This window comes from Metabacillus arenae (genome assembly GCF_014773385.1).
GTDB lineage: Bacteria > Bacillota > Bacilli > Bacillales > Bacillaceae > Metabacillus_D > Metabacillus_D arenae.
Genome location: NZ_JACXAI010000002.1, coordinates 1 through 20,426, shown reverse-complemented (window position 1 = coordinate 20,426; position 20,426 = coordinate 1). Strand labels below are relative to the sequence as shown.

Genomic DNA, 20,426 nt, shown 5'->3' with positions numbered 1-20,426 from the left:
AGGAGATTATTATGAAGAGAGTAATGAAAATGATGCTGGTGATTCTTTTAGCTTCTGCCTTCCTCATGTCAGGTTGTAATTCAAAGGAAACCATTAGAATCGGCGCAGCGACTTACACTGAAACAAAAATCATGGCAGCCATATATAAAGAGTTGATTGAAGACCGGACTGATTTGGAGGTGGATATTACACCTGACTTATTGTCTAATCCGATGATATTAAATTCGATGAGTCAAGATGATTTAGATATGGCGTTAATGTATTCAGGCGTAATCTTTAGCAATTTTTTCCCTGTGAAGCAAACGACAGATCGAGAAGAAGTTTTAAAACAGGCGAAAGAGGGCTTTGATAAACATTACGACTTTACCTGGTTTGATCCGTTAGGTTGGGAGAATACATACGCGCTTACTGTCAGGGAAGATGTTGCAAAAGAAAAGAAATTACAAAATGTATCTGATTTGAAAAAATATCAATCTGAAATGAAGTTTGGAGTAGACTCTTCATGGATGGAGAGGCAGCAAGATGGATATCCAGCTTTTGTGAAGCATTATGGCTTTAATTTTCAACAAGCCTATTCGATGGATATCAACTTAGTTTATGAAGCAGTTGCAAATAATAGAGTGGATGTTGTTCTTGCCTATTCAACTGATCCAAGGTTGATTGAATATAACTTAAAAACATTAAAGGATGATCAACGATTTTTCCCGCCTTATGATGCCTCAATGGTTGCTAGAAACGAAGTATTAGAAAGGCATCCTGAATTAAGAGATATTTTGAATTTACTAACAGGAGAAATAAGTGAGGAAACAATCACAAAATTAAATTATGAAGTGGATATAAAAAATCGAAACGAACGGGAAGTTGCCAGAGAATTTTTAATAGAAAAAGGTCTCCTTTCTAACGAAGCGGGGGGAAGCTGATGGTATTTTTACAAGAATTACTTTCATACATGATAGAAAATTTTGATCTTATTTTGCTTTATACGGGTCAGCATGTGTTAATGGTTGTGCTTTCTGTCACGGCTGCCTTAATTGTCGGGACTATTCTAGGAATAATATGCAACCGATTTAAAAAACTTGCACCTGTTATTATATCAATTGCAAATATCATTCAAATCATCCCCAGCTTAGCCCTATTGGCTATATTGATGGTTTATTTCGGACTAGGGTTTTATACAGTAGTGGTCGGCTTATTTCTCTACTCCTTACTGCCTATTATTCGGCATACTTATGTAGGATTAGAGGAGGTAGATCCTTCGTTAAGTGAAGCTGGTCATGGAATAGGAATGACATACATGCAATTATTAACTAAGGTTCAACTGCCCCTTGCCATGCCGTTTATAATGGCAGGCCTCCGCATCGCTGCCGTTATTGCAGTTGGAGTTGCAGCACTTGCTCCATTTGTCGGGGGAGATGGATTAGGAAGAGAGATCTTCTCAGGAATCAACTCAAGAAACAATGTCCGCATCTTTGCAGGGGCCATTCCTGCTTCTATCTTAGCCATAATTGCAGATTTCATCCTTGGGAGAATGGAGAAAAGGATGAAGACAAGGGTGGCAAAATAAAAAATTGGGTCATAGTTTAAAAAACAAGGTCGGAGGTAGGATTTGATGAAATCAGCAAAAGAGCTGATTTCATTATAAGACTGTGTAAACTTTAATGTTGATAATTAGATAAAATTAAGGGAAACCAAAACTATAAAGGTTTCCCATTCTTTGTTAAAGAAACGAATCAGCTAGCACAATACTATTTTTAAAGTGGTGGATTTTGCACCCCTAAATGAATCCAATCTTCTTTTGGTGGTCCATAAACCCCAAAGGGTTTTATGCCTGCTTGACGCATAAGAACTGTAGCTTGTCCGCGATGATGAACAATGTGCTTGATTAGTCCCATTAGGATTGCAGCATTTGTTTCTTGTCTTCCGAACGCTTCTTGTATTTGCTTTAGAGATTCATCTGTCCATTGTTTCTCGATAACTCTGGCTGCGTTAAAGCTTATATTTTTAAAGGTTTCAGCAATTTCCTTAGCTGAGGTTGGGACACTTTCTGCATTTTCTTCTATGCCATCTATCTTAAACCCGAAATGGGCTAAGTAATCTGGAATATTTGTTGTAAAATGCCACACAATCCTTCCCAAAGTACGACCTTCTGGATAAACTTGCTGTTTTAATGAATCATCTGTCAAACCATCTAAAACTTTTTGAGTTAATAGTGCTTCCTTATTCCATTCTTTAATAAAGTCTGAAATTGTTACATACATAAATAATTCCTCCACATTCAATTCAACTGATAATTACATTATAAAACATTTGTTCCTATATCTCAATTTGCATTCTTACATTAGAACTATGCATTGAACTGATCCTCCATTAAAGAAGGCTCTTCTCACCAAAAAAATAAAGGTCAAAAAAACCCCTTGTTATACGCTTACATATGTATTATACTTTTACTAAACCGGTTTGCTAAATCGGTTTAGTAAGCTGGTAGTAATAGTTTAAACAATTAGAAGTTATAGGAGCAGAGCCAATGAAACCAATTACGATTGCAGATGTGGCAAAGCATGCTGGGGTTTCAAAGAGTACAGTCTCCCAATATTTAAATCAACGTTATGATTATATGGGGGAAAAAACAAAAAAGCGAATTGAACAGACGATCGAGGAATTGGGTTATAGACCCAATATCATTGCAAGGAGCTTAAAACAAAAGTCAACGATGACTATCGGTGTAATTGTTGCGAATATCCTTCATGTTTTCTCCACCCAGGTTATTCGGGCAATTGAAGATTTTTGTAATGAATCAAATTTCCACATTATTGTATGCAATGCAGATGATGACCCGATGAAAGAAAAACGTTATATTGAAATGCTTCGTGCAAAACAGGTAGATGGTATTATTGCTTTTCCTACAGGTGGAAATGTTGAACTGTACAAAGGATTAATAAAGGTTAATTATCCAGTTGTATTCATGGATAGAATTCTGCCGGAAGTAGAAATTCCGACTGTTTTGCTTGATAATGAAAAAGCTTCATTACTAGCAGTAGACCAGCTTTTGAAAAATGGTTATAAGAAAATTGGGATGATAGCTCCGCCGCTTAGTCCATATGTTACTCCAAGATTGGAACGAATTAGTGGATATAAAAAAGCGCTACAACAGCACGATATTCCTTTTAACCCAAACTATTTGATTAGCAGTGAAATTTTTGAATTAGAAGCAAAAATAAATCATATGCTGACGATGGCTGATCCTCCGGAGGCACTTGTGGCCCTTAATGATCGGGTATTAATTGAAATTTTAAAATATACGAAAGAACAACAAATTAACATACCCGGAGATTTAGCTCTAGTAGGCATTGATGAGGTATCATTTGCCAGCTTTTACAGCCCGGCATTAACGACCGTTGCGCAGCCAGCATTTCAAATGGGAAAGAAAGCAGCAGAGTTATTGCTAAATCGAATAAGAGATAAAGATACCGATGATTTTTCGAAAATTTATAGGTTTGAACCTGATTTAATAAAACGAGAATCATGTTAAAAATGTATCGTGAGTAATAAAGGCTATTGAAGGAGGAATGTTTTATGAAAGAAATAATTAATACGGTTGCAGGAGAAGTAAATGAAGTCCTGCAACAGGTAAATCCTGATGAAGCATTGAAGTTAGCACAAGAACTTCAAAATGCGAATCGAATTTTTATTGCTGGAACAGGTCGCTCCGGTTTAATCGGTAAAGTGTTTGCGATGCGTTTAATGCATAGCGGCTTTCCTATTTATGTTGTCGGGGAAACGATAACACCGAGTATTGAAGCAAATGACCTTTTGCTTGTTATTTCAGGTTCAGGAAGTACTGGAACTTTAAAGCAATTTGCAGCAAAAGCGAAAGATATTGATGCTAAGGTTGCTTTAGTTACAACCAATAAAGATTCTGTAATTGGACAATTAAGTGATTGTACCGTAAGAATCCCTGCAGCAACAAAGAAACGTCTTGAATCTGAACCGGAAACAATCCAACCGCTTGGGAGTCAATTCGATCAATCTGCACATTTACTTTTAGACGCGATTGTAGTCAACGTCCTGCAGCAGCAATCAAAAGAACAGGACAATTCAAGTTTAAATCAGAAGCATGCAAATTTAGAATAAGACCATTTTCGAAAAGCACTTTTAACTCTATCACTTCCAAGGTATCAAATCTCTTATTAAAAACATTCAGCTTCACATCGATTGGGTTCATTTAAATGTCTTTAATACTATAAAGTCAATAATCTATTTGAAAATAGCTTGAAATAATAAGGAGATGAATGAGATGACAATAGTAGAAACGATTAAAAATAATAAAATTGTAGCAGTCATTCGTAAAGCGGATAAACAAAATATTGTACAGATACTTGAGGCTTTATCAAAAGGAGGCGTAAAAGCAGTTGAAATTACAGCTGAAACTCCCCGCGTGGAAAGCGTAATTGAAACAGCCGTAAAGCATGTGAAAGAAGAAATTTGTATAGGGGCAGGTACTGTCCTCGATCCTGAAACGGCTAGAGCTGTTATGATGGCAGGCGCAGAATTCATTGTTTCACCAACATTAAATATCGATACATTGAAATTAACAAATCGCTACGGAGTATTAAATATTCCAGGAGTGTTATCCCCAACGGAAATTTTAACAGCTTATGAGCATGGAGCAAAAATGGTAAAGGTGTTTCCGGCGGATGCATTTGGACCGAATTATATTAAAAATATTTTAGGCCCACTTCCGCATGTACAAGCAATGGTAACAGGCGGTATCACCCTGGACAACATGAATGAATACCTTGCAAAAGGCAGCGTAGCTGTCGGAATCGGCAGTAATTTAGTAAATGCAAAAGTGCTGAAAACAGAAGAAGACTATGAGCAATTAACAGCGAGGGCAAAGCAATATGTTTCTAAATTAACAGAATTACAGAAATAATTTTACAAAATATATAGAAGGGGGTTTTGCTTCTTATGAAGAAAGTTATATGCGCTTTCATTTTGCTTGTGCTATCTTCTCTAGTACTAACCGCCTGCACAGATCAAGCGGACCCGAATGGGGATGGAAAGATTAAAATCATTGCAGCCCATAACCAGACATCACCTGAGAATCCATACCAGGCTGGATTATTAAAATTTAAAGAAATAGCTGAAAAAGAATCAAATGGAACAATTGAAGTAGAGGTTCATGCCGGAACAATTGGTACAGAAGAATCAGAGCTTGTGGAAAAACTTCAATTAGGTGCAGCAGATATCGTATTGGTATCCCCTGGCTTTATGACGCAAACAGGGATAAGGGAAGTAGATTTATTTTCTGCACCATATTTATTTAATAGTTATGAGCATTGGTTAAAGGTTGTTGATGGAGAAGTTGGACAGGAAATGGCTGAAATCATTAATGAAAAATCCAACAATTCTTTTAAACTATTAGGCTATTGGTCTGCTGGTGTGAGACATTTTTATGGAAAAAAACCGATAGAATCGATTAGTGATCTAAAGGGAATGTCACTTCGTACTCAAACATCAGGTGTAATAGGTGATTTCTGGAAAAAAGTGGGGTCTATCCCGTCATCTATATCTTGGGGGGAGCTATATCAGGGATTACAACAGGATGTTGTTGACTCATCTGAAAACGCTTACCCGTTTTTTGTACAGCAGGCCCATCATACAACTCCAAATGGAAAATATATTACGGAAACAGCCCATGATTTTACAACCAGGTTTCTATTAATCAATGGAGAAAAGTTTGATCAATATACTATGGAGCATCAGAAGATTATTTTGAATGCTGCGGAAGAATCCGTGCAGGCTGAACGTGCTGCTACGAATAAACAAGATGTGGAATATAAAGAAAAAGCAACTGAGGAAGGTGCAGTCGTTAATAAAATTGATCGAGAACCTTTTATTGAAATAGCCAGACCGATTCAGGATGAATTTGCTGAAGAAATCGAAGCAGAAGATATGTTAAAGGATATTAGGGAATTAGAATAAAAAAAACTTGGGGGAGGGTTGAGCAGTGAAGCGTTTTGTCCAAATTCTTGAAAAAGTACAGATTACCGTAGGATTCGTATTTTTATGTCTTTTCTTTTTGGTGATCATGCTGCAAATTTTAACAAGGCATCTGGGGATATCGGTTATCTGGACAGAAGAGGTTGCAAATTATTCCTTTATATGGGCAATTTTCATGGGAGCTTCAGTAATGGTCAATAGACGGGAGCACTTTAATTTTGATCTTTTACAGAGAAAGTTGAAAGGTAAAAGTAAAATATCTCTGAATATAGTTACTGATTTAGTATTAATCGTGTTTAATCTCTTTATCTTCCTATTAGGTTTCCAGGTTGTTACCGAGTTTTGGAACTATACGTGGGCATCCATCCCAGAAATGAAAATGGGTTATATTTGGCTTTCGATTCCGATTATGGCTGGAACGATGATTATCTATTCTGTATCACATCTGTTTGCCCACATGGGAGTGCTAAAAGTAAAGGAGGCAGGTGAATAATGGGATTCCTTTTACTTGGGCTCTTTATCGTTTTAATGCTGATTGGGGTCCCTATAGCATTTGTCATTGGAATTGTTGCATTATTAGGGATTTTTAGTATCCCTTATACTCCAGAAGCAACTGTTGTTATGAAAATGGTAAATGGACTTGATTCCTTTGTTCTTTTAGCTGTACCATTGTTTATTTTAGCTGCTAATTTGATGAATTCAGGGAAAATTTCTGAAAAATTGATTGATCTTGCTTTAGCTATTGTTGGTCCGATCCGCGGAGGATTAGCGCATGCAAATATCCTCGTTTCAATGATGTTTGCAGGGGTGTCAGGAGCTGCACAGGCGGATGCTGCAGGTGTAGGGAAAATACTTATTCCAAGCATGCTAAGAAAAGGGTATGACAAAGAAACTTCTGTAGGGGTTACGGCTGCATCCTCTACCATCGGCGTTATTATTCCGCCAAGTATTCCGATGATCATCTTTGCTGGTTTAACGAATGCATCAATAAGCGCTTTATTTCTTGGAGGAATTATACCAGGAATATTAATTGGACTAGGTATGATGATTATTGTTTATATTATCGCTGTTAAACGAAATTATCCAAAAGCTGCAAGACCGGATTTTAAAAAGTTTGCAAAATTATTGATTGAATCCATTCCTGCTTTATTAACTCCTATTATTATTATTGGAGGGATCATTTCAGGGTTTTTTACAGCAACAGAAGCTGCGGCAGTCGCATCATTATACACTTTTTTAATTAGTATGTTTTTTTATAAGACTTTAAAAATGAAAGATTTGCCTAAGATCCTAATGGATACCCTTGCATTGAGCTCGCTATCTTTGTTTGCACTAGCTTGTGCAAGTGCATTGGGAGAATTAATGAGTTATTACCGATTGGGAACGATTGCGCAAGAATTTTTCTCAAATAATGTAGGTTCAGAATGGTTATTTATTATCATCGTTATTGCATTCTTTCTGTTTGTCGGGACATTTATGGATGCGATTCCAGCAATGATTTTGTTCGTGCCGATCATCTTGCCAACAGCCATAAAGTTTGGCGTTGATCCGGTGCATCTTGGCTTAATAGTTGTTATGACATTGGCAATTGGGCTTGCGACACCGCCATATGGTTTGGTTTTATTAATCGCTGGAAAGATTGGAGAACTGTCAATTGAGAGGTCCTTCATTGCTGTTATTCCATATCTTCTAGTTATTTTAGTAGTCCTATTTTTTATAGCCTTTTTACCGGATCTAGCATTTTTTATTCCACATTGGCTCAATCCGGAATTGTTTTAGTTAACTTGTTTTCGTAAGCTGGATAAAAAAAGGGGTGATCTACATTTGGAACCAAAAAATAATGATAAACAAATAGCCGGTGAAGAAGCAGTAAAGTTTATAAAAGATGGTATGACCATTGGTCTGGGATCTGGTTCGACTGTAAACTGGATGTTAAAGAAATTAGGTGAGCGTGTAAAAGAAGGATTGAATATTAAAGGAATTCCTTCTTCATTAAAAACAGAGCGTTTAGCCAATGAACTTGGAATTCCATTAACAGACTTTTCTGAAGTAGCTCAGTTAGATCTTGCAATCGATGGTGCTGATGAAGTAGATAGCCGTTTAAACCTTCTCAAAGGGGGCGGGGGATCGCTAGTGAGGGAAAAAATTGTCGATATGGCAGCCAAAGAGCTGATCATTATCGTTGACAGGTCAAAAGTTGTTCCACAACTTGGCGCTTTTCCTTTGCCGGTTGAAGTACTTCCCTTTGGTTGGGAACTAACAGCAAGGAACATTGCAAAACTGGGCTGTGAACCAATAATTAGGAAGAAAGAAGATCAGGTTTTTGTTTCAGACAATGGGAATTACATTCTTGATTGCAAATTTAGTGCTATCAAACAGCCGGAAATTCTTCATGAAGATTTGAAGCGGATAGTGGGAGTCGTAGAAACAGGGTTATTTATAGGGATGGGTGTTAAAGTGATTGTTGCGAAAAATGGTGAAATTGAACTATTAAAATAAAAATATAATTGGAGGTATGGTAGTGATGGATGTTATTACAATTGGAGAAGCAATGATTGCATTTAGTCCAAGTTCCACCGGCCCAATGAAATTTGTTAATTCCTTTGAAAAAAAAGTAGGTGGAGCAGAGTTGAATCTTGCGATCGGTTGTGCACGCCTTGGACTAAAAGCCGGTTATATCAGCAATTTGGGAAATGATGAGTTTGGCAAATTTATTCTGACATTTGCCCGCGGTGAAGGGATTGACGTTTCTCAGGTTGGCCTTGTTAAAGAATATCCTACGTCGTTGAATTTTAAGGAAATAATGGAAGACGGGAATGTGAGGACTTTCTATTACCGCGATAAATCACCAACTTTACTGATGGAGCCAGACGGCTTGGACGAGACTTATTTTAGCCAGGCGAAAATCCTGCATCTAACTGGGATCTTTCCGGCGATACATGAGAAGAACATTGCCATTATCGAACGATCTATCGAGCTGGCCAAAAAACATGGTTTAAAAATTTCCTTTGACCCTAATATCCGATTGCGGATGTGGAGCAAGGAAGAAGCTCGCTCAGTTTTATCTAAAATTCTGCCTCATGTAGATATCCTGCTTGCAGGAGATGAGGAAATGGAGATTATTATCGGCGAAAAAGATCCTAAAACTATTATTGAAAAAACGAAGGATTTAGGTATTTCTTTTATAGCAGTAAAACAAGGAGATAAAGGTTCAGTTGGTTATTATAATGGCGAAGTCTTTGAGGCGCCTCCTGTCAAAGCTGCTAAAGTGGTTGATACAGTGGGTGCAGGGGACGGGTTTAATGCAGGAGTTCTATATGGCGTCCTGCAGAGCTGGCCGCTTGATAAAACATTAAATTTCGCTAACACGATTGGTTCGATGGTAGTTGGTATAGTTGGTGATAATGAAGGGTTGCCATACTATGAAGATGTTCAAGAAAAGTTGGGTGAAATAGAACGGATTGAAAGATAAAAAATGAGGTGAAACAATGAACTTGCAGCTTGCTTTAGATCGTTTGACGAGAGAAGAATGTATTCAGATCGTGAAGGAAACGGAAAATGAAATTGATATTATCGAAGTAGGCACAGGTGTCATTAAAGAATATGGAATGGCGATTGTGCGGGAAATGAGAGACCGTTTTCCAGAAAAGAAAATCGTTGCCGATATGAAAACCTGTGATGCAGGCAAGCACGAAGCCCACCAAGCATTTAAAGCTGGGGCTGATATCACCACCGTGATGGCTTTTTCATCCAATCAGACGATTATAGATACATTGGATGCTGCTAAACAGTATGGCAAACGAGTTATGATTGACTTATTAGAGGTTCATTCAAAGGATCGAATAAAAGAACTGTATGAACTCGGGGTCGACCTCGTAAGTCTTCATGTTGGCAAAGATAAGCAAATAGAAGGAAATTTTCATACAGATTTATTTTCATTATTAGAAGGTTTCGATTTTGAAGTGACTGTTGCAGGGGGAATTAATCTAGAAACATTGCCGGATATTGTTCAAAAGAATCCTGATACAGTTATTGTGGGCAGTGCGATTACAAAAGCTTTAAACCCTCAGCAAGTCGCTTCTGAGATGAAAAAGTTGATTTCTTAGTTAATGGCAGTTGCTTAATATATATAAATAGGTCAATTGAGTTGATACTCTTTTGATAAAGATACGTAATCTATAAAAGCCCGTTTTTAAATGCGGGTTTTTTCTATTTAAGAAGGCTTTAAACTTGATTGGATGATAAATGATGAGCCTACATCGTTTTCAATAAAACATAGACTTTTTTAAATAGAGGTTAACGTTTATTGTTGAATAATTAACAAAGTTCTAGATAATAATAAATCTTTGAAGTAAGAATAATGATTTACTGATTACATGTAAAGGAATGAGAAAATGTTTATTCCAAAAGCAGTATCAGAAAAAGCAGATGATATCTATAAAGCATTAGTAAGTGCGGATCAAAAATATCATGCGTTTTGGTTTGAATATGTATTTTTATCCTGGCAATGGTGGTTTTGTGTCATACTTGCAGTTATTCCATGGGTTTTTTGGTGGAAATTTAGAATAAAAGAGAGCACAAATCGGTTATTATTAGGGGCATTTTCGATCATTTCCATTTCGATGTTCCTAGATTCAATAGGAGCAGAATTGGGGTTATGGGATTACAGGTATGAGCCAATTCCTTTTTTACCATCTTTCTTACCTTGGGATTTAAGTCTTCTCCCGGTAATATTTCTTGTTCTTGTGCAAATAAAACCAAATATTTCTCCTGTTTTAAAAGCCATTTTCTATTCGGTAATAAGTGCATTCATTGGAGAACCTTTTTTTGAATGGCTGGGGTTTTATAAATTAATAAGATGGAATCACTTTTATTCTTTTCCAATCTATATTTTAATATTTTTAATTGTTAACTCCCTTGTGACAAGTGAGAACTTTGAGCAGCTAAAGAAAAAATGAGATCTTTTTCGATGAGGTTGAATCTTTTTTTTGGAGAAAAAGCCCACAAGAATAATGATGTTCATTAGCTTTTCATTCTTGAATAGAGAGTTTAAAACCAATTCTTTAAAGTCGATATGCCTAACCTCGGTAACCGTGAGATAAAAATGGTTATGTTTCAAAGGTTACATTTCTCCTCTTTGTAAAAAAATGTCCTCCATAATATTATCAAATTCATGCAAGTGATCATTCATAATTTGGAAAATTTGTCATGATGGAATATAGCCCATAAGATGCTTTTTTCTGAAATCCCTTATAAACACTTATAATTACTTGAAATAAACTAGAAAATAACTTACAATAACGTATAAATAGTAATGAGTTCACTTATTATTGTCAAAAAACAATGGAAGTGATGGAATGTATCAAGAGGAAAGATTGTTATCGATAGTTGAATATTTACAGGAGCACAAAAAAATTACTGTAGATCAGATTTGTTCTTTCTATGGTGTTTCAAGAGATACAGCACGCAGGGATTTGGTGAAATTAGAAGAGCAACAATCTATCATTAGGACTCGCGGGGGAGGTATCTTGCCTTCACATCCTAAAGAAGTGCTTGACTATCAAAACCGGTTAGAAGTGGTTTCGGATGAGAAAAAACTAATTGGCAAAAAGGCGGCCAGCCTAATTTCTTCAGGAGATCGGCTTATTTTAGATGCATCTACAACCGTTCAAGCTTGTGCAGAATTTATAGACAGTCCCAATTGTACGATTATCACCAATTCAATAAATCAAGCTGACATTTTGTCCCAAAAAGAAGATATTAGAATTCACCTTTTAGGTGGGGAATTACAGAAAGAACATCGGTATCTATATGGGGAATCAGTTGTAGACAAACTTGGAAATTATCATGTGGATAAAGCGTTTATTGGAGTTGTTGGTCTTTCAGAAAACGGGTTGACAATTGCACATGAAGAAGATGGAATAGTGAAAAGAAAAATGATTAAGCAAGCAAAACAAGTCATTATTCTTGCCGATCATTCAAAAATTGGAGTAACTGACTTTTACAGGGTAGCTGATTTGAATGAAATCGACCTTTTAATCACTGATAAAATTCCTGAAAAGCCTTTTAGAGATTTGTTAAAGCAACATTCTGTTGAGCTTTTGGTTTCTTCTGAAGGCAATGAGGAAGAGGAGGATGAAAATGACTAAATTAATTGCTATTGATTTAGATGGAACATTATTAAATAACAAGAATGAAGTAAGTAAAGAAAATTTGGAAGCTATTCGCAGTGCACAAGAAAATGGCGTAGAGGTTGTTATAGCTACTGGCAGAGCCTACTTTGATGTAAGAGAAATATTTAAAAATACTGGTATAAAGACTTGGATTATTGGGGCAAATGGAGCGACCATTCATCACCCTGATGGGGGGCTGTTCCACTCAGTGCCAATTGAGAAGGATGATGCTGCTGAGATTTTGCAGTGGCTTGAGAAAGAAGAGTTTTATTATGAAGTCTTTTCAAATGAAGCTATTTTTACTCCTCTAAATGGAAGAGAATTACTTCAGATTGAAATGGATAGAGTTATTAGTGCTAATCCTGAAGTAACAATAGAAGAACTAACTATGGCTTTAGAAAAACAGTTTAGCCAAACTGGTTTTACATTTATTGAATCTTATCAGGAAATTATTTCTTCGCCAGCAGATATCTATAATATTCTCGCTTTTTCTTTTCATAAAGATAAGCTTGAAAAAGGATGGAATAAATATAAGGAGCTGGAACACTTAACACTAGTTACATCTGCTAATCATAATTTCGAGCTGGAGCACAAACAAGCATCTAAAGGCCATGCATTAGAAAAACTGGCGGTTCAGCTTGGAATCGATTTGCGTGACACGGCAGCCATTGGAGACAGTATGAATGATGTATCAATGCTTAAAAAAGCCGGCCTAAGTATTGCAATGGGGAATGCGCGCCAAGAGGTGAAAGATATTTCTGATCATGTAACCTTGGGAAATGATGAAAATGGAGTCGCTCATACTTTAAATAGCGTTGTTGTAAAAAAGAAAATTATTAACTAAATAATGAATCGGCGTAACTCTTTAAGGAGGCGTAACGATAGAAAAAACCATTGGAAACAGATCCAGTGGTTTTTTGTTTACTCTTTTAATAAAATATGAACTTATTAAAGGAATAATCAACCTAACCCGGTCAGGTATCTAATATTTTTTTGAAAAAAATTCAAAAAAAAAGAAACTTTTCCTTCTCAAATTCAGTCTAATAAATAAGATATAGAAAAAAGGAAGTATAGGCAGCCGTATTAAATAATATAGATATAAATGGAAATTAATACCTGAGTATTGGAAAGAATTTTTACATGGAAGAGGGAATGGAAATTATCATGGGGGAAAAACAATTAGGGATTGGATTAGCTTTGGTATCCATGCTGTTAGTAGCTTCTGGATGCAGCGAGAGTAAAGTAACAGCTGCAGCATCGGTTGATAGTTCTAAGAAGACTTTTAGTTTAGCAATAAAGGAGATTGATAAAACTGTCGACCTTGTAAATCCTCGTACAAATAAAGTTCTTTATGAATTAAATCAATCAAATAATGCAAAGGAATTTGAAAATGAAGTAAAGGGATTCGTTTCAGATTTAGCAAATAAAGTAGATCAGCCGATGATCCCATCCAAATTAGACAGCAATGGAAAATTAATTCATGGTAAAAGCAGAGTCATTCTTGATGAGGAAAAAACTGTTCAAAGACTCCTTGGGCTCACCGCCCATGATAATATAGTTGAATTACCAATCGAAGAAACGAAACCAAATGTTTCGGCAGAAACAGTTAATGGAATTACAAATACTGTGATAGGATCGTATAAAACAAGCTTTGATCCCAGTGTAAAAGGCCGTTCAACGAATATTGCCATCTCTGCAAAAGAATTTGATCAGGTTGTCTTAGGACCTGGAGACAGATTTTACTTTAATTTGGTTGTTGGTGAACGAACTACTGAAAGAGGCTACCAAAAAGCAATGGAAATTGTAAATAAAGAATTTGTTGAAGGTATTGGCGGAGGCATTTGTCAAACATCAAGCACCCTTTACAATGCTGTCGAGAAAGCTGGTCTCGAAATTATTGAACGTCACAACCATTCTAGGTCAATCGGTTACGTTCCTGCTGGAAAAGATGCAACAGTTGCTTGGGGCTTTAAAGATTTTAAATTTGCTAATAATAAAGACTTTCCAGTGATGTTAAAGACAATAGTAGACCAGGTGAATGGAACAATTGAAGTTCAAGTATTAGCTGCTTCGAAAATATAATATTTTGACCAATCGAGCACTCCTTTATGGGGTGCTCGATTTATGGGAATAGAGAGTATTTGAAAGATTATCAAGTATGGAAAATTGGTTAAAAAGAGTCCATTCTTTGTAAGATCAGAATTTATATGCAATCCCATTTTTGGAGGTTTATCCACAATAAGTAACCTGTACACCACTTAGTTTTGTTGATATATGTCGAATAATCGATATTTTGAAATTTTCGAAGATGAGTCTGTCGATTTCGGAGATATATGTGAAAAAATCGAAGATAAGTTGAACAAGGAGTGGGGGATCAAGAGCGAATAGCTGTTTGTTATTGAATGAAATCGTTTGAATTAAGGCCAAAATAAGGCGAAACATCCTAAAAAACCATTCAAAATTATAGATAAAAAGAAATCAGCTCTTTCGCTGATTTCATCAATTTCACCTCCCAATAATAATGATGACCTTGGTATCGAAACAGGGTCATCATTTTTCAGACTAACAGGAGGGAACTTCCTTGTTTTAAATTTGCAATTGACTTTTAAACCGTCCGGACGGTATAGTGAGAGTAGTAAAGCTTAAAGTGAGGATAATAATAATGAAAAATAACCACTCAAAATCAGAAGCGATTCTCTCATCAGCTGCTCAAATTATCAGGAAAGAGGGAGTAGCAAGATTAACACTTGAAGCAGTTGCAAAACATGCAGGCGTTAGTAAAGGCGGCCTGCTTTACCATTTTTCATCTAAAGATGACTTAATAAAAGCTATGGTGACTAAACTGATGGTGAGCTTTGATACAGGAGTTCAGGCGAGAATAGAAGCTGACAATATAGAGACAGGCCGATCAAGTCGAGCATATGTGGAAGATACATTTGATTACTTGAACAGTGATCAAGATGTTAGTCCAGGATTGCTTGCTGCAATAGCTACGAATCCGGAATTGTTAACAATTATTCAGCAAAGCTTTGCTAAATGGCAAAACCAAATTGAAAATGATGGTATTGATCCAGTAAAGGCGACAATTATCAGGCTGGCTTCAGATGGTTTATGGCTCTCAGATTTATTCGGATTAGCTCCAATTGATGAAAATTTGCAAAAAAAAGTAAAAGAAGAACTCATTTCAATGACGAGGGGGATATAAAATGAAAGCCTATCTGTTTTTGTTAATTGCAATATTGGCTGAACTCTTTGGAACTTCTATGCTAAAATTCTCAAACGGGTTTTCAAAACTTTTTCCGAGTATCGGAGTCGTTTTAGGCTTTGGAATTGCTTTTTTCTCCCTTTCATTATCCCTTAAAAGTATTCCTTTAAGTATGGCATATGCGATCTGGTCTGGTGTAGGGACAGCGGCAACCGCAGTTATAGGTGTCCTTATTTGGAAGGAAAAATTAAGTATTTATAGTGTTATGGGTATCCTTTTCATAATCATTGGTGTTGTCATATTAAATTTAAAAGCCCCTATCCATGAAACAACAGATCAACAACCAAATATAGAGAAAAATCACCAAAGCTACCAGGACTTTTCTTAGGTATGCCGGAATAGAGGAACTCTAATATAATTACTTTAAGAAATTGGGAATAACCCTGTCGGTCTGAGATCTTAAACGGACTGCAGAAGTGAACTTTTATTGGTGATTATAATTAAAGTCTTTACAGGCATACAAACACTCTGTGAATCGCTTTTTATTCAAGTGCCTATATTTTAAAAATGTATTATGCAAAAACTCCAGCCAACTATCTGCTGGAGTTTTATAATGATTATTATTGAATAACTAGATCACAGGATAATATTGCTCAAATCGTGGGTTACAATAATACGGCGGTCTAGGTCCTATTTTCGGAATTAGCCAAGGATAGGGATAAGAATTATATAGTATTTCTTCTTTTTCATTAGAGTGCTCAATTAACAATAACTTTACTTCAGGGCTGAACTTATAAGGCAGCACAAACGTACCCTCCTTTAGAAAACTCTTTTTACCATTCAGTTTATTCAACCCTCTATAGTAATGAGCCCGTACTGAACTCACTTTCACCCAATTTAAAAAGGGCAGCTAAATAGTAGATACAAATGGTATACAATCTTTTGGAAGAAGGAAAAGTATATATGGTTTCAGCACAATCATTTAGAAAAGATAAAGAATATGATTGTACCAATGGATATAATCCATTAATTCCAGTTCCAAAACTTCTAAACTATCAAAATGGTGTCTTTTTACAAATTCTATCTTAAAGACTTTGAAGGAAAATAAATCGTACCTCGTTTAGATCGTGCTCTTCCTTCAAAAGATAAATTGAAAGTAGAACAGGAGGTATGTAAGTAGGTATATGGGAAAAGTAGATTTAGTCCAAAGGGGAGGAAAGAACGAAAGAAACTAGCAAACATATGTAATTTTTTTAAAATCATCTATTGAAAACACGATAACTAGAAGTTATTTATCCTAGATTTTTACTCTATTGGTCAATGTCATTGGCAGAAATGGCTTTTTTTATTTTTGAAATTTTCAAAATCTTGACACAATTGGTCTATTGAATTACATTTTAATAAAGTATAAAATCTTAGTTAGGATGGGATATGTTGCCACTTATAAGGAGTAGTATAAGAAATAAGATAATGTTTTTAATGCTATTAGTTATACTTATTCCTTTTATAATATCTACTATAATAGGTTCCTTTTATACTAAAGGTGTTTTAGTTGATGAAGCTATCAATGATAACGTTCAACTGTTATCTCAGGGGAATATCAATATGACTAACTATATTGAAAAGTTAAATGAAGTATCCTTATCCATTTACGAGGATAGCAATATGAGCCCATATATTTCAAATAGAACATTTGATTTAACGTATGAAAAGCAACAAAGTATAAAAGAATCAATGTTGTCCATATTCCAAAAAGATGCCCATATTCATCAAGTCTATTTTTCTTCCAAATTACAAAATAGAGCATTTTTGCTCACCAATAATCTAGGATTCAATACTAGTTCAATTATGTATGATTATCCTAAACCTAGTATTGAAAGCGATTATACTCCATTTTTAGAATTGCCTCATGGAAATCATGCGTATAGCACAAACGCTTATATACAACATGGAAATACAGTAATGACTCTGCATAGGCCTCTCTATCGAGTTCCTTCCTCAGAGCTAATTGGCTGGCTGGCCATTGATTTTGAATTAGATAACTTTCTTGATATCCTTCAGAATTTATATTTCCAAGGAGAAGAGGAAATATTTATATATGATCTCCATGCAAATCAGCTTGTATATCCAATCCAACCAAACAATACGAAACTAAATGTTCTTAGAAGCGATTGGGTCGATGCGATCAATCAGTCTGAAAATGATACATGGGCAATTTCTATTGATGAGGATTTATTTTCAGGGGTTATGATTTTTTCAAAAGTTCAGACGCAATTGCAGAATTGGGTTCTTATCAAAAGGATTCCAAAAGAAACCTTGTATCAAAATTTAAATAATATAGCTCAAATCAACAGGTTGATCATGTTTGCTTCGTTAGTAATCGCGATAATCTTAGTTTTGTATGTTTCTATTAGTATAACAACTCCATTAAAAAAATTAACCAATCATATTGAAAAAGTAGAAAAAGGTCAAATGTATGAATATGTAAATATGAATATAGATAGCAAGGACGAGGTAGGTATTCTAACTAAAAAATTCCAAGAAATGATGGATACAATTAATGACTTGATCATTAATAAATACAAACAAGAATTAATCAATACAAGAACAAAATTAAAAATGTTACAAGCACAAATTAATCCACATTTCCTAAATAATTCACTTCAGTCAATTGGTGCCGCTGCTTTAGAAAAAGGTGATTACAAGGTTTATAGTTTAATTTCTTCCCTTGGTCAGTTAATGCATTACAGTATGGAAACAGAAAATATGTATGTAACCTTGAAGGAGGAATTCAACTATATAACATACTACATTAATTTACAGAAACAACGTTTTGGCTCATTAGATGTAGATATGAAAATAGAAGACAGCATAAAAGACATTAAAGTACCCAAAATGCTATTACAACCTATTGTTGAAAACTATTTTAAATATGGTTATGAGCCATCTCAAACTAATAATATGTTAAAAGTAAGTGCTATAACATCTGATGGAAAACTTATTATTAAAGTGCTAGATAACGGTAAGGGATTAAATGAAGCTGATTTACTAAGTCTGAAAACAAGTATTAATAAATCTCTAAGTAGTAGTGAAGAAGAATTACAAAACAAAATTGGTTTATTAAATGTTATTAAGCGCGCCGTTTTATTTTGGGGGAAGGGTGCAAAAATTCAAATTGATAGTAATGAATTTGGCGGTTTGAATGTTGAACTACATATACCATTAGGGAGTGATGTGAGTGAGAGTTATTATCGTAGATGATGAACAACATGTACGAACATCAATAAAATCCTTAGTTGATTGGGAAAAACATGGAATTAGTGAAATTGATGAAGCAGAAAATGGTATGGAAGCAATAGAAATAATAAATAAAAGAAAGCCTAGTATTATCATTACGGATATGGTAATGCCATATAAAAATGGAGTTCAATTATTAGAATGGGTAGAAGATCATTGCCAGGATTCTCGTATTATTGTAATTAGCGGATACAATGACTTTGAGCTCGTCAGGAGTACCATAAAACACGGTGTTATTGACTATTTATTAAAGCCAATAGATCAACAACAGTTAATAGATACGATTGAACAGGCTATTATAAAATACAATAAATCATTAGATGAACGTAATGAACTTGTAGAAAAAAATAGAAAAGTAGTAAAGCTTAGTTCTATTTATAAAGATAAATTATTATCTCAACATTTAACACAGGAACACAATCAATATGACCAATTACTGAAGGAATTAGGACATGAATATCCACTCTTACACAACATCAAGCATACTAGCCTTGCTATTATTGATGTAGCCTTATTAAATAAACAGATTCGTCATGATTATAATTGGAATAACGAATTGCTAACTTTCTCTGTTAGAAATATATGTAACGAGATATTAAATAATGGAAAAAAAGGTATAGTTTTTCAGAATTTAAACTCACCTAATGAAATCGCTATTATCCTCTGGAATGACAAATATAGAGGAGAAGCTATTCTGCAGGAAATTAACCAGGTACTTGAAAAGTTATTATATACCAAACTATATATTGGTTTCAGCCCAGGTACGCCATACATGACTCGTTTGGCTGAATCCTATGAGAAGGCAAAAATAGCTTTATTAAACAATAATTTGCTAGATAAAGATAATTTTATTAACAGTTATACACAAAATGAAATAAAACGGTACCAATCCTTAAATTTTGCAGCGTATAGTGATGATTTAAAATATGCGTTGAAAAGTAGTAACCCAAACAGGATTAAATGTCTACTAGACAAATGGTATGATTATCTAAAACAATTGTATCCTATTACATTAGGTCAATTAAAAATGTGGTTACATGAGTTCAGTGTCATAAAAATGAGATGGTTACAAGAATTATCAGTAAAAAACGATTTAGTTTACGAAACAACATTAAATGAAATCGAATTATATGAGATGTTAGATCGAAATGGGAATTTAGATCTGTCCTTATTAATTCAAACAGTTGCCAAGGATTTAAAGGAATTATCTGTTTATTACTGTGAACAAATTGTTCAATCAACGAATGTAATTCATCAAATCGCCAGATATATTGAAATAAATTATGAAAAAAATCTCTCATTGCAAGAATTATCAGATGAATTTCTTCTGAACAAAGAACACATTTCTCGAAAGTTCAAACAAATATTTAATGAAACTTTTATTAACTATCTTAATAGAATTAGAATAGAGAAGGCAAAATTATTATTAGAAAACCCAAACATTAAAATTATTGATATTGCATTCATGGTAGGATATCAGGATGAAAAATACTTTAGTAGAGTGTTTAAGAAAATAGAAGGAAAATCCCCAAAAGATTACCGAGCATTACACACCATTTCAAATATGTTGTAATCAAATAATTAGAGATTACTTATAATTGAGATTTTCTCATAGACCTTTATTTAAAAAGTCTATGAGATTTTTTTATAAGATCAGAAAGCATTCCTGTATTAAAGCAAAATGGGGTTTGAATAAAAAAAGTCCCCTTGGTATGATACGAGGTGTCCAAAGCTGCGCAGCACAAGGA

20 protein-coding genes and 1 pseudogene are annotated in these 20,426 nt (G+C 34.9%); 19 read left to right on the top strand and 2 right to left on the bottom strand.

The window, feature by feature from the left end; genetic code table 11:
• Positions 1-11 precede the first annotated feature (11 nt).
• Together IC621_RS01675 and IC621_RS01670 are read left to right on the top strand one after the other, a co-directional pair.
• Positions 12-920, top strand: a complete 909-nt coding sequence (locus tag IC621_RS01675; RefSeq protein ID WP_224752260.1) for a glycine betaine ABC transporter substrate-binding protein — start codon at positions 12-14, stop codon at positions 918-920.
• Positions 920-1,564, top strand: coding sequence for an ABC transporter permease (locus tag IC621_RS01670; protein WP_191155116.1), 645 nt, complete (start codon positions 920-922; stop codon positions 1,562-1,564). Before IC621_RS01675 ends, IC621_RS01670 begins: the two co-directional genes overlap by 1 nt.
• A gap of 187 nt (positions 1,565-1,751) precedes the next feature.
• On the opposite strand, the gene IC621_RS01665 is transcribed toward IC621_RS01670, so the two are convergent.
• On the bottom strand, positions 1,752-2,258 hold the full coding sequence (locus tag IC621_RS01665; protein WP_191155114.1) for a DinB family protein: 507 nt from the start codon (positions 2,256-2,258) through the stop codon (positions 1,752-1,754).
• Positions 2,259-2,524: 266 nt separating this feature from the next.
• On the opposite strand from IC621_RS01665, the gene IC621_RS01660 reads away from it, so the two are divergent.
• The 15 genes from IC621_RS01660 to IC621_RS01590 all read left to right on the top strand — a co-directional run bounded on the left by IC621_RS01660 (position 2,525) and on the right by IC621_RS01590 (position 15,769).
• Positions 2,525-3,529, top strand: a complete 1,005-nt coding sequence (locus IC621_RS01660) for a LacI family DNA-binding transcriptional regulator (RefSeq protein WP_191155112.1) — start codon at positions 2,525-2,527, stop codon at positions 3,527-3,529.
• Between the two features lie 44 nt (positions 3,530-3,573).
• Positions 3,574-4,131, top strand: a complete 558-nt coding sequence (hxlB, locus tag IC621_RS01655) for a 6-phospho-3-hexuloisomerase (RefSeq protein WP_191155111.1) — start codon at positions 3,574-3,576, stop codon at positions 4,129-4,131.
• A 163-nt stretch (positions 4,132-4,294) separates the two neighbouring features.
• Complete coding sequence (locus tag IC621_RS01650; RefSeq protein WP_191155109.1) at positions 4,295-4,933, top strand: bifunctional 4-hydroxy-2-oxoglutarate aldolase/2-dehydro-3-deoxy-phosphogluconate aldolase; 639 nt, start codon at positions 4,295-4,297, stop codon at positions 4,931-4,933.
• A gap of 35 nt (positions 4,934-4,968) precedes the next feature.
• Positions 4,969-5,985, top strand: coding sequence for a TRAP transporter substrate-binding protein (locus IC621_RS01645; protein WP_191155107.1), 1,017 nt, complete (start codon positions 4,969-4,971; stop codon positions 5,983-5,985).
• Between the two features lie 25 nt (positions 5,986-6,010).
• On the top strand, positions 6,011-6,496 hold the full coding sequence (locus tag IC621_RS01640) for a TRAP transporter small permease (RefSeq protein ID WP_318152994.1): 486 nt from the start codon (positions 6,011-6,013) through the stop codon (positions 6,494-6,496).
• Positions 6,496-7,782, top strand: coding sequence for a TRAP transporter large permease (locus IC621_RS01635; protein WP_191155105.1), 1,287 nt, complete (start codon positions 6,496-6,498; stop codon positions 7,780-7,782). The genes IC621_RS01640 and IC621_RS01635 overlap by 1 nt, the downstream gene beginning before the upstream one ends.
• Positions 7,783-7,827: 45 nt before the next feature.
• Positions 7,828-8,502, top strand: a complete 675-nt coding sequence (gene rpiA, locus IC621_RS01630; protein WP_191155103.1) for a ribose-5-phosphate isomerase RpiA — start codon at positions 7,828-7,830, stop codon at positions 8,500-8,502.
• 22 nt (positions 8,503-8,524) lie between these two features.
• Complete coding sequence (locus IC621_RS01625; RefSeq protein WP_318152993.1) at positions 8,525-9,475, top strand: sugar kinase; 951 nt, start codon at positions 8,525-8,527, stop codon at positions 9,473-9,475.
• Positions 9,476-9,491: 16 nt separating this feature from the next.
• Positions 9,492-10,109: a 3-hexulose-6-phosphate synthase gene (hxlA, locus tag IC621_RS01620; protein WP_191155101.1), complete on the top strand. Its 618-nt coding sequence runs from the start codon at positions 9,492-9,494 to the stop codon at positions 10,107-10,109.
• A 288-nt stretch (positions 10,110-10,397) separates the two neighbouring features.
• A complete protein-coding gene (locus tag IC621_RS01615; protein ID WP_191155099.1) occupies positions 10,398-10,961 on the top strand; it encodes a CBO0543 family protein in 564 nt (187 codons plus the stop codon).
• A 399-nt stretch (positions 10,962-11,360) separates the two neighbouring features.
• Positions 11,361-12,152: a DeoR/GlpR family DNA-binding transcription regulator gene (locus IC621_RS01610; RefSeq protein WP_191155695.1), complete on the top strand. Its 792-nt coding sequence runs from the start codon at positions 11,361-11,363 to the stop codon at positions 12,150-12,152.
• Entirely contained in the window at positions 12,139-13,020 is an 882-nt protein-coding gene (locus tag IC621_RS01605; protein WP_191155097.1) for a Cof-type HAD-IIB family hydrolase, read from the top strand. Before IC621_RS01610 ends, IC621_RS01605 begins: the two co-directional genes overlap by 14 nt.
• A gap of 308 nt (positions 13,021-13,328) precedes the next feature.
• Positions 13,329-14,258, top strand: a complete 930-nt coding sequence (locus IC621_RS01600; protein ID WP_191155095.1) for a VanW family protein — start codon at positions 13,329-13,331, stop codon at positions 14,256-14,258.
• A gap of 580 nt (positions 14,259-14,838) precedes the next feature.
• Positions 14,839-15,381 carry a TetR/AcrR family transcriptional regulator gene (locus tag IC621_RS01595; protein WP_191155093.1) on the top strand — a complete coding sequence of 181 codons (543 nt, stop codon included), beginning with the start codon at positions 14,839-14,841 and terminating at the stop codon, positions 15,379-15,381.
• Position 15,382: 1 nt separating this feature from the next.
• Positions 15,383-15,769 carry a DMT family transporter gene (locus IC621_RS01590; RefSeq protein WP_191155091.1) on the top strand — a complete coding sequence of 129 codons (387 nt, stop codon included), beginning with the start codon at positions 15,383-15,385 and terminating at the stop codon, positions 15,767-15,769.
• Positions 15,770-16,363: 594 nt separating this feature from the next.
• Here IC621_RS01590 and IC621_RS27125 read toward each other — a convergent pair.
• Positions 16,364-16,468, bottom strand: a pseudogene (locus tag IC621_RS27125) (IS3 family transposase); the annotation flags it as partial.
• A gap of 518 nt (positions 16,469-16,986) precedes the next feature.
• On the opposite strand from IC621_RS27125, the gene IC621_RS01580 reads away from it, so the two are divergent.
• Complete coding sequence (locus IC621_RS01580) at positions 16,987-18,642, top strand: cache domain-containing sensor histidine kinase (RefSeq protein WP_224752257.1); 1,656 nt, start codon at positions 16,987-16,989, stop codon at positions 18,640-18,642.
• A complete protein-coding gene (locus IC621_RS26950; protein WP_191155087.1) occupies positions 18,620-20,251 on the top strand; it encodes a response regulator transcription factor in 1,632 nt (543 codons plus the stop codon). The genes IC621_RS01580 and IC621_RS26950 overlap by 23 nt, the downstream gene beginning before the upstream one ends.
• Positions 20,252-20,426 lie beyond the last annotated feature (175 nt).

Bases quoted from the DNA above. Each gene is read 5' to 3' on its own strand.
- IC621_RS01675 (WP_224752260.1), top strand. From the start codon at position 12: ATGAAGAGAGTAATGAAAATGATGCTGGTGATTCTTTTAGCTTCTGCC.
- IC621_RS01670 (WP_191155116.1), top strand. From the start codon at position 920: ATGGTATTTTTACAAGAATTACTTTCATACATGATAGAAAATTTTGAT.
- IC621_RS01665 (WP_191155114.1), bottom strand. From the start codon at position 2,258: ATGTATGTAACAATTTCAGACTTTATTAAAGAATGGAATAAGGAAGCA.
- IC621_RS01660 (WP_191155112.1), top strand. From the start codon at position 2,525: ATGAAACCAATTACGATTGCAGATGTGGCAAAGCATGCTGGGGTTTCA.
- hxlB (WP_191155111.1), top strand. From the start codon at position 3,574: ATGAAAGAAATAATTAATACGGTTGCAGGAGAAGTAAATGAAGTCCTG.
- IC621_RS01650 (WP_191155109.1), top strand. From the start codon at position 4,295: ATGACAATAGTAGAAACGATTAAAAATAATAAAATTGTAGCAGTCATT.
- IC621_RS01645 (WP_191155107.1), top strand. From the start codon at position 4,969: ATGAAGAAAGTTATATGCGCTTTCATTTTGCTTGTGCTATCTTCTCTA.
- IC621_RS01635 (WP_191155105.1), top strand. From the start codon at position 6,496: ATGGGATTCCTTTTACTTGGGCTCTTTATCGTTTTAATGCTGATTGGG.
- hxlA (WP_191155101.1), top strand. From the start codon at position 9,492: ATGAACTTGCAGCTTGCTTTAGATCGTTTGACGAGAGAAGAATGTATT.
- IC621_RS01615 (WP_191155099.1), top strand. From the start codon at position 10,398: ATGTTTATTCCAAAAGCAGTATCAGAAAAAGCAGATGATATCTATAAA.
- IC621_RS01610 (WP_191155695.1), top strand. From the start codon at position 11,361: ATGTATCAAGAGGAAAGATTGTTATCGATAGTTGAATATTTACAGGAG.
- IC621_RS01605 (WP_191155097.1), top strand. From the start codon at position 12,139: ATGAAAATGACTAAATTAATTGCTATTGATTTAGATGGAACATTATTA.
- IC621_RS01600 (WP_191155095.1), top strand. From the start codon at position 13,329: ATGGAAATTATCATGGGGGAAAAACAATTAGGGATTGGATTAGCTTTG.
- IC621_RS01595 (WP_191155093.1), top strand. From the start codon at position 14,839: ATGAAAAATAACCACTCAAAATCAGAAGCGATTCTCTCATCAGCTGCT.
- IC621_RS01590 (WP_191155091.1), top strand. From the start codon at position 15,383: ATGAAAGCCTATCTGTTTTTGTTAATTGCAATATTGGCTGAACTCTTT.
- IC621_RS01580 (WP_224752257.1), top strand. From the start codon at position 16,987: ATGACTAACTATATTGAAAAGTTAAATGAAGTATCCTTATCCATTTAC.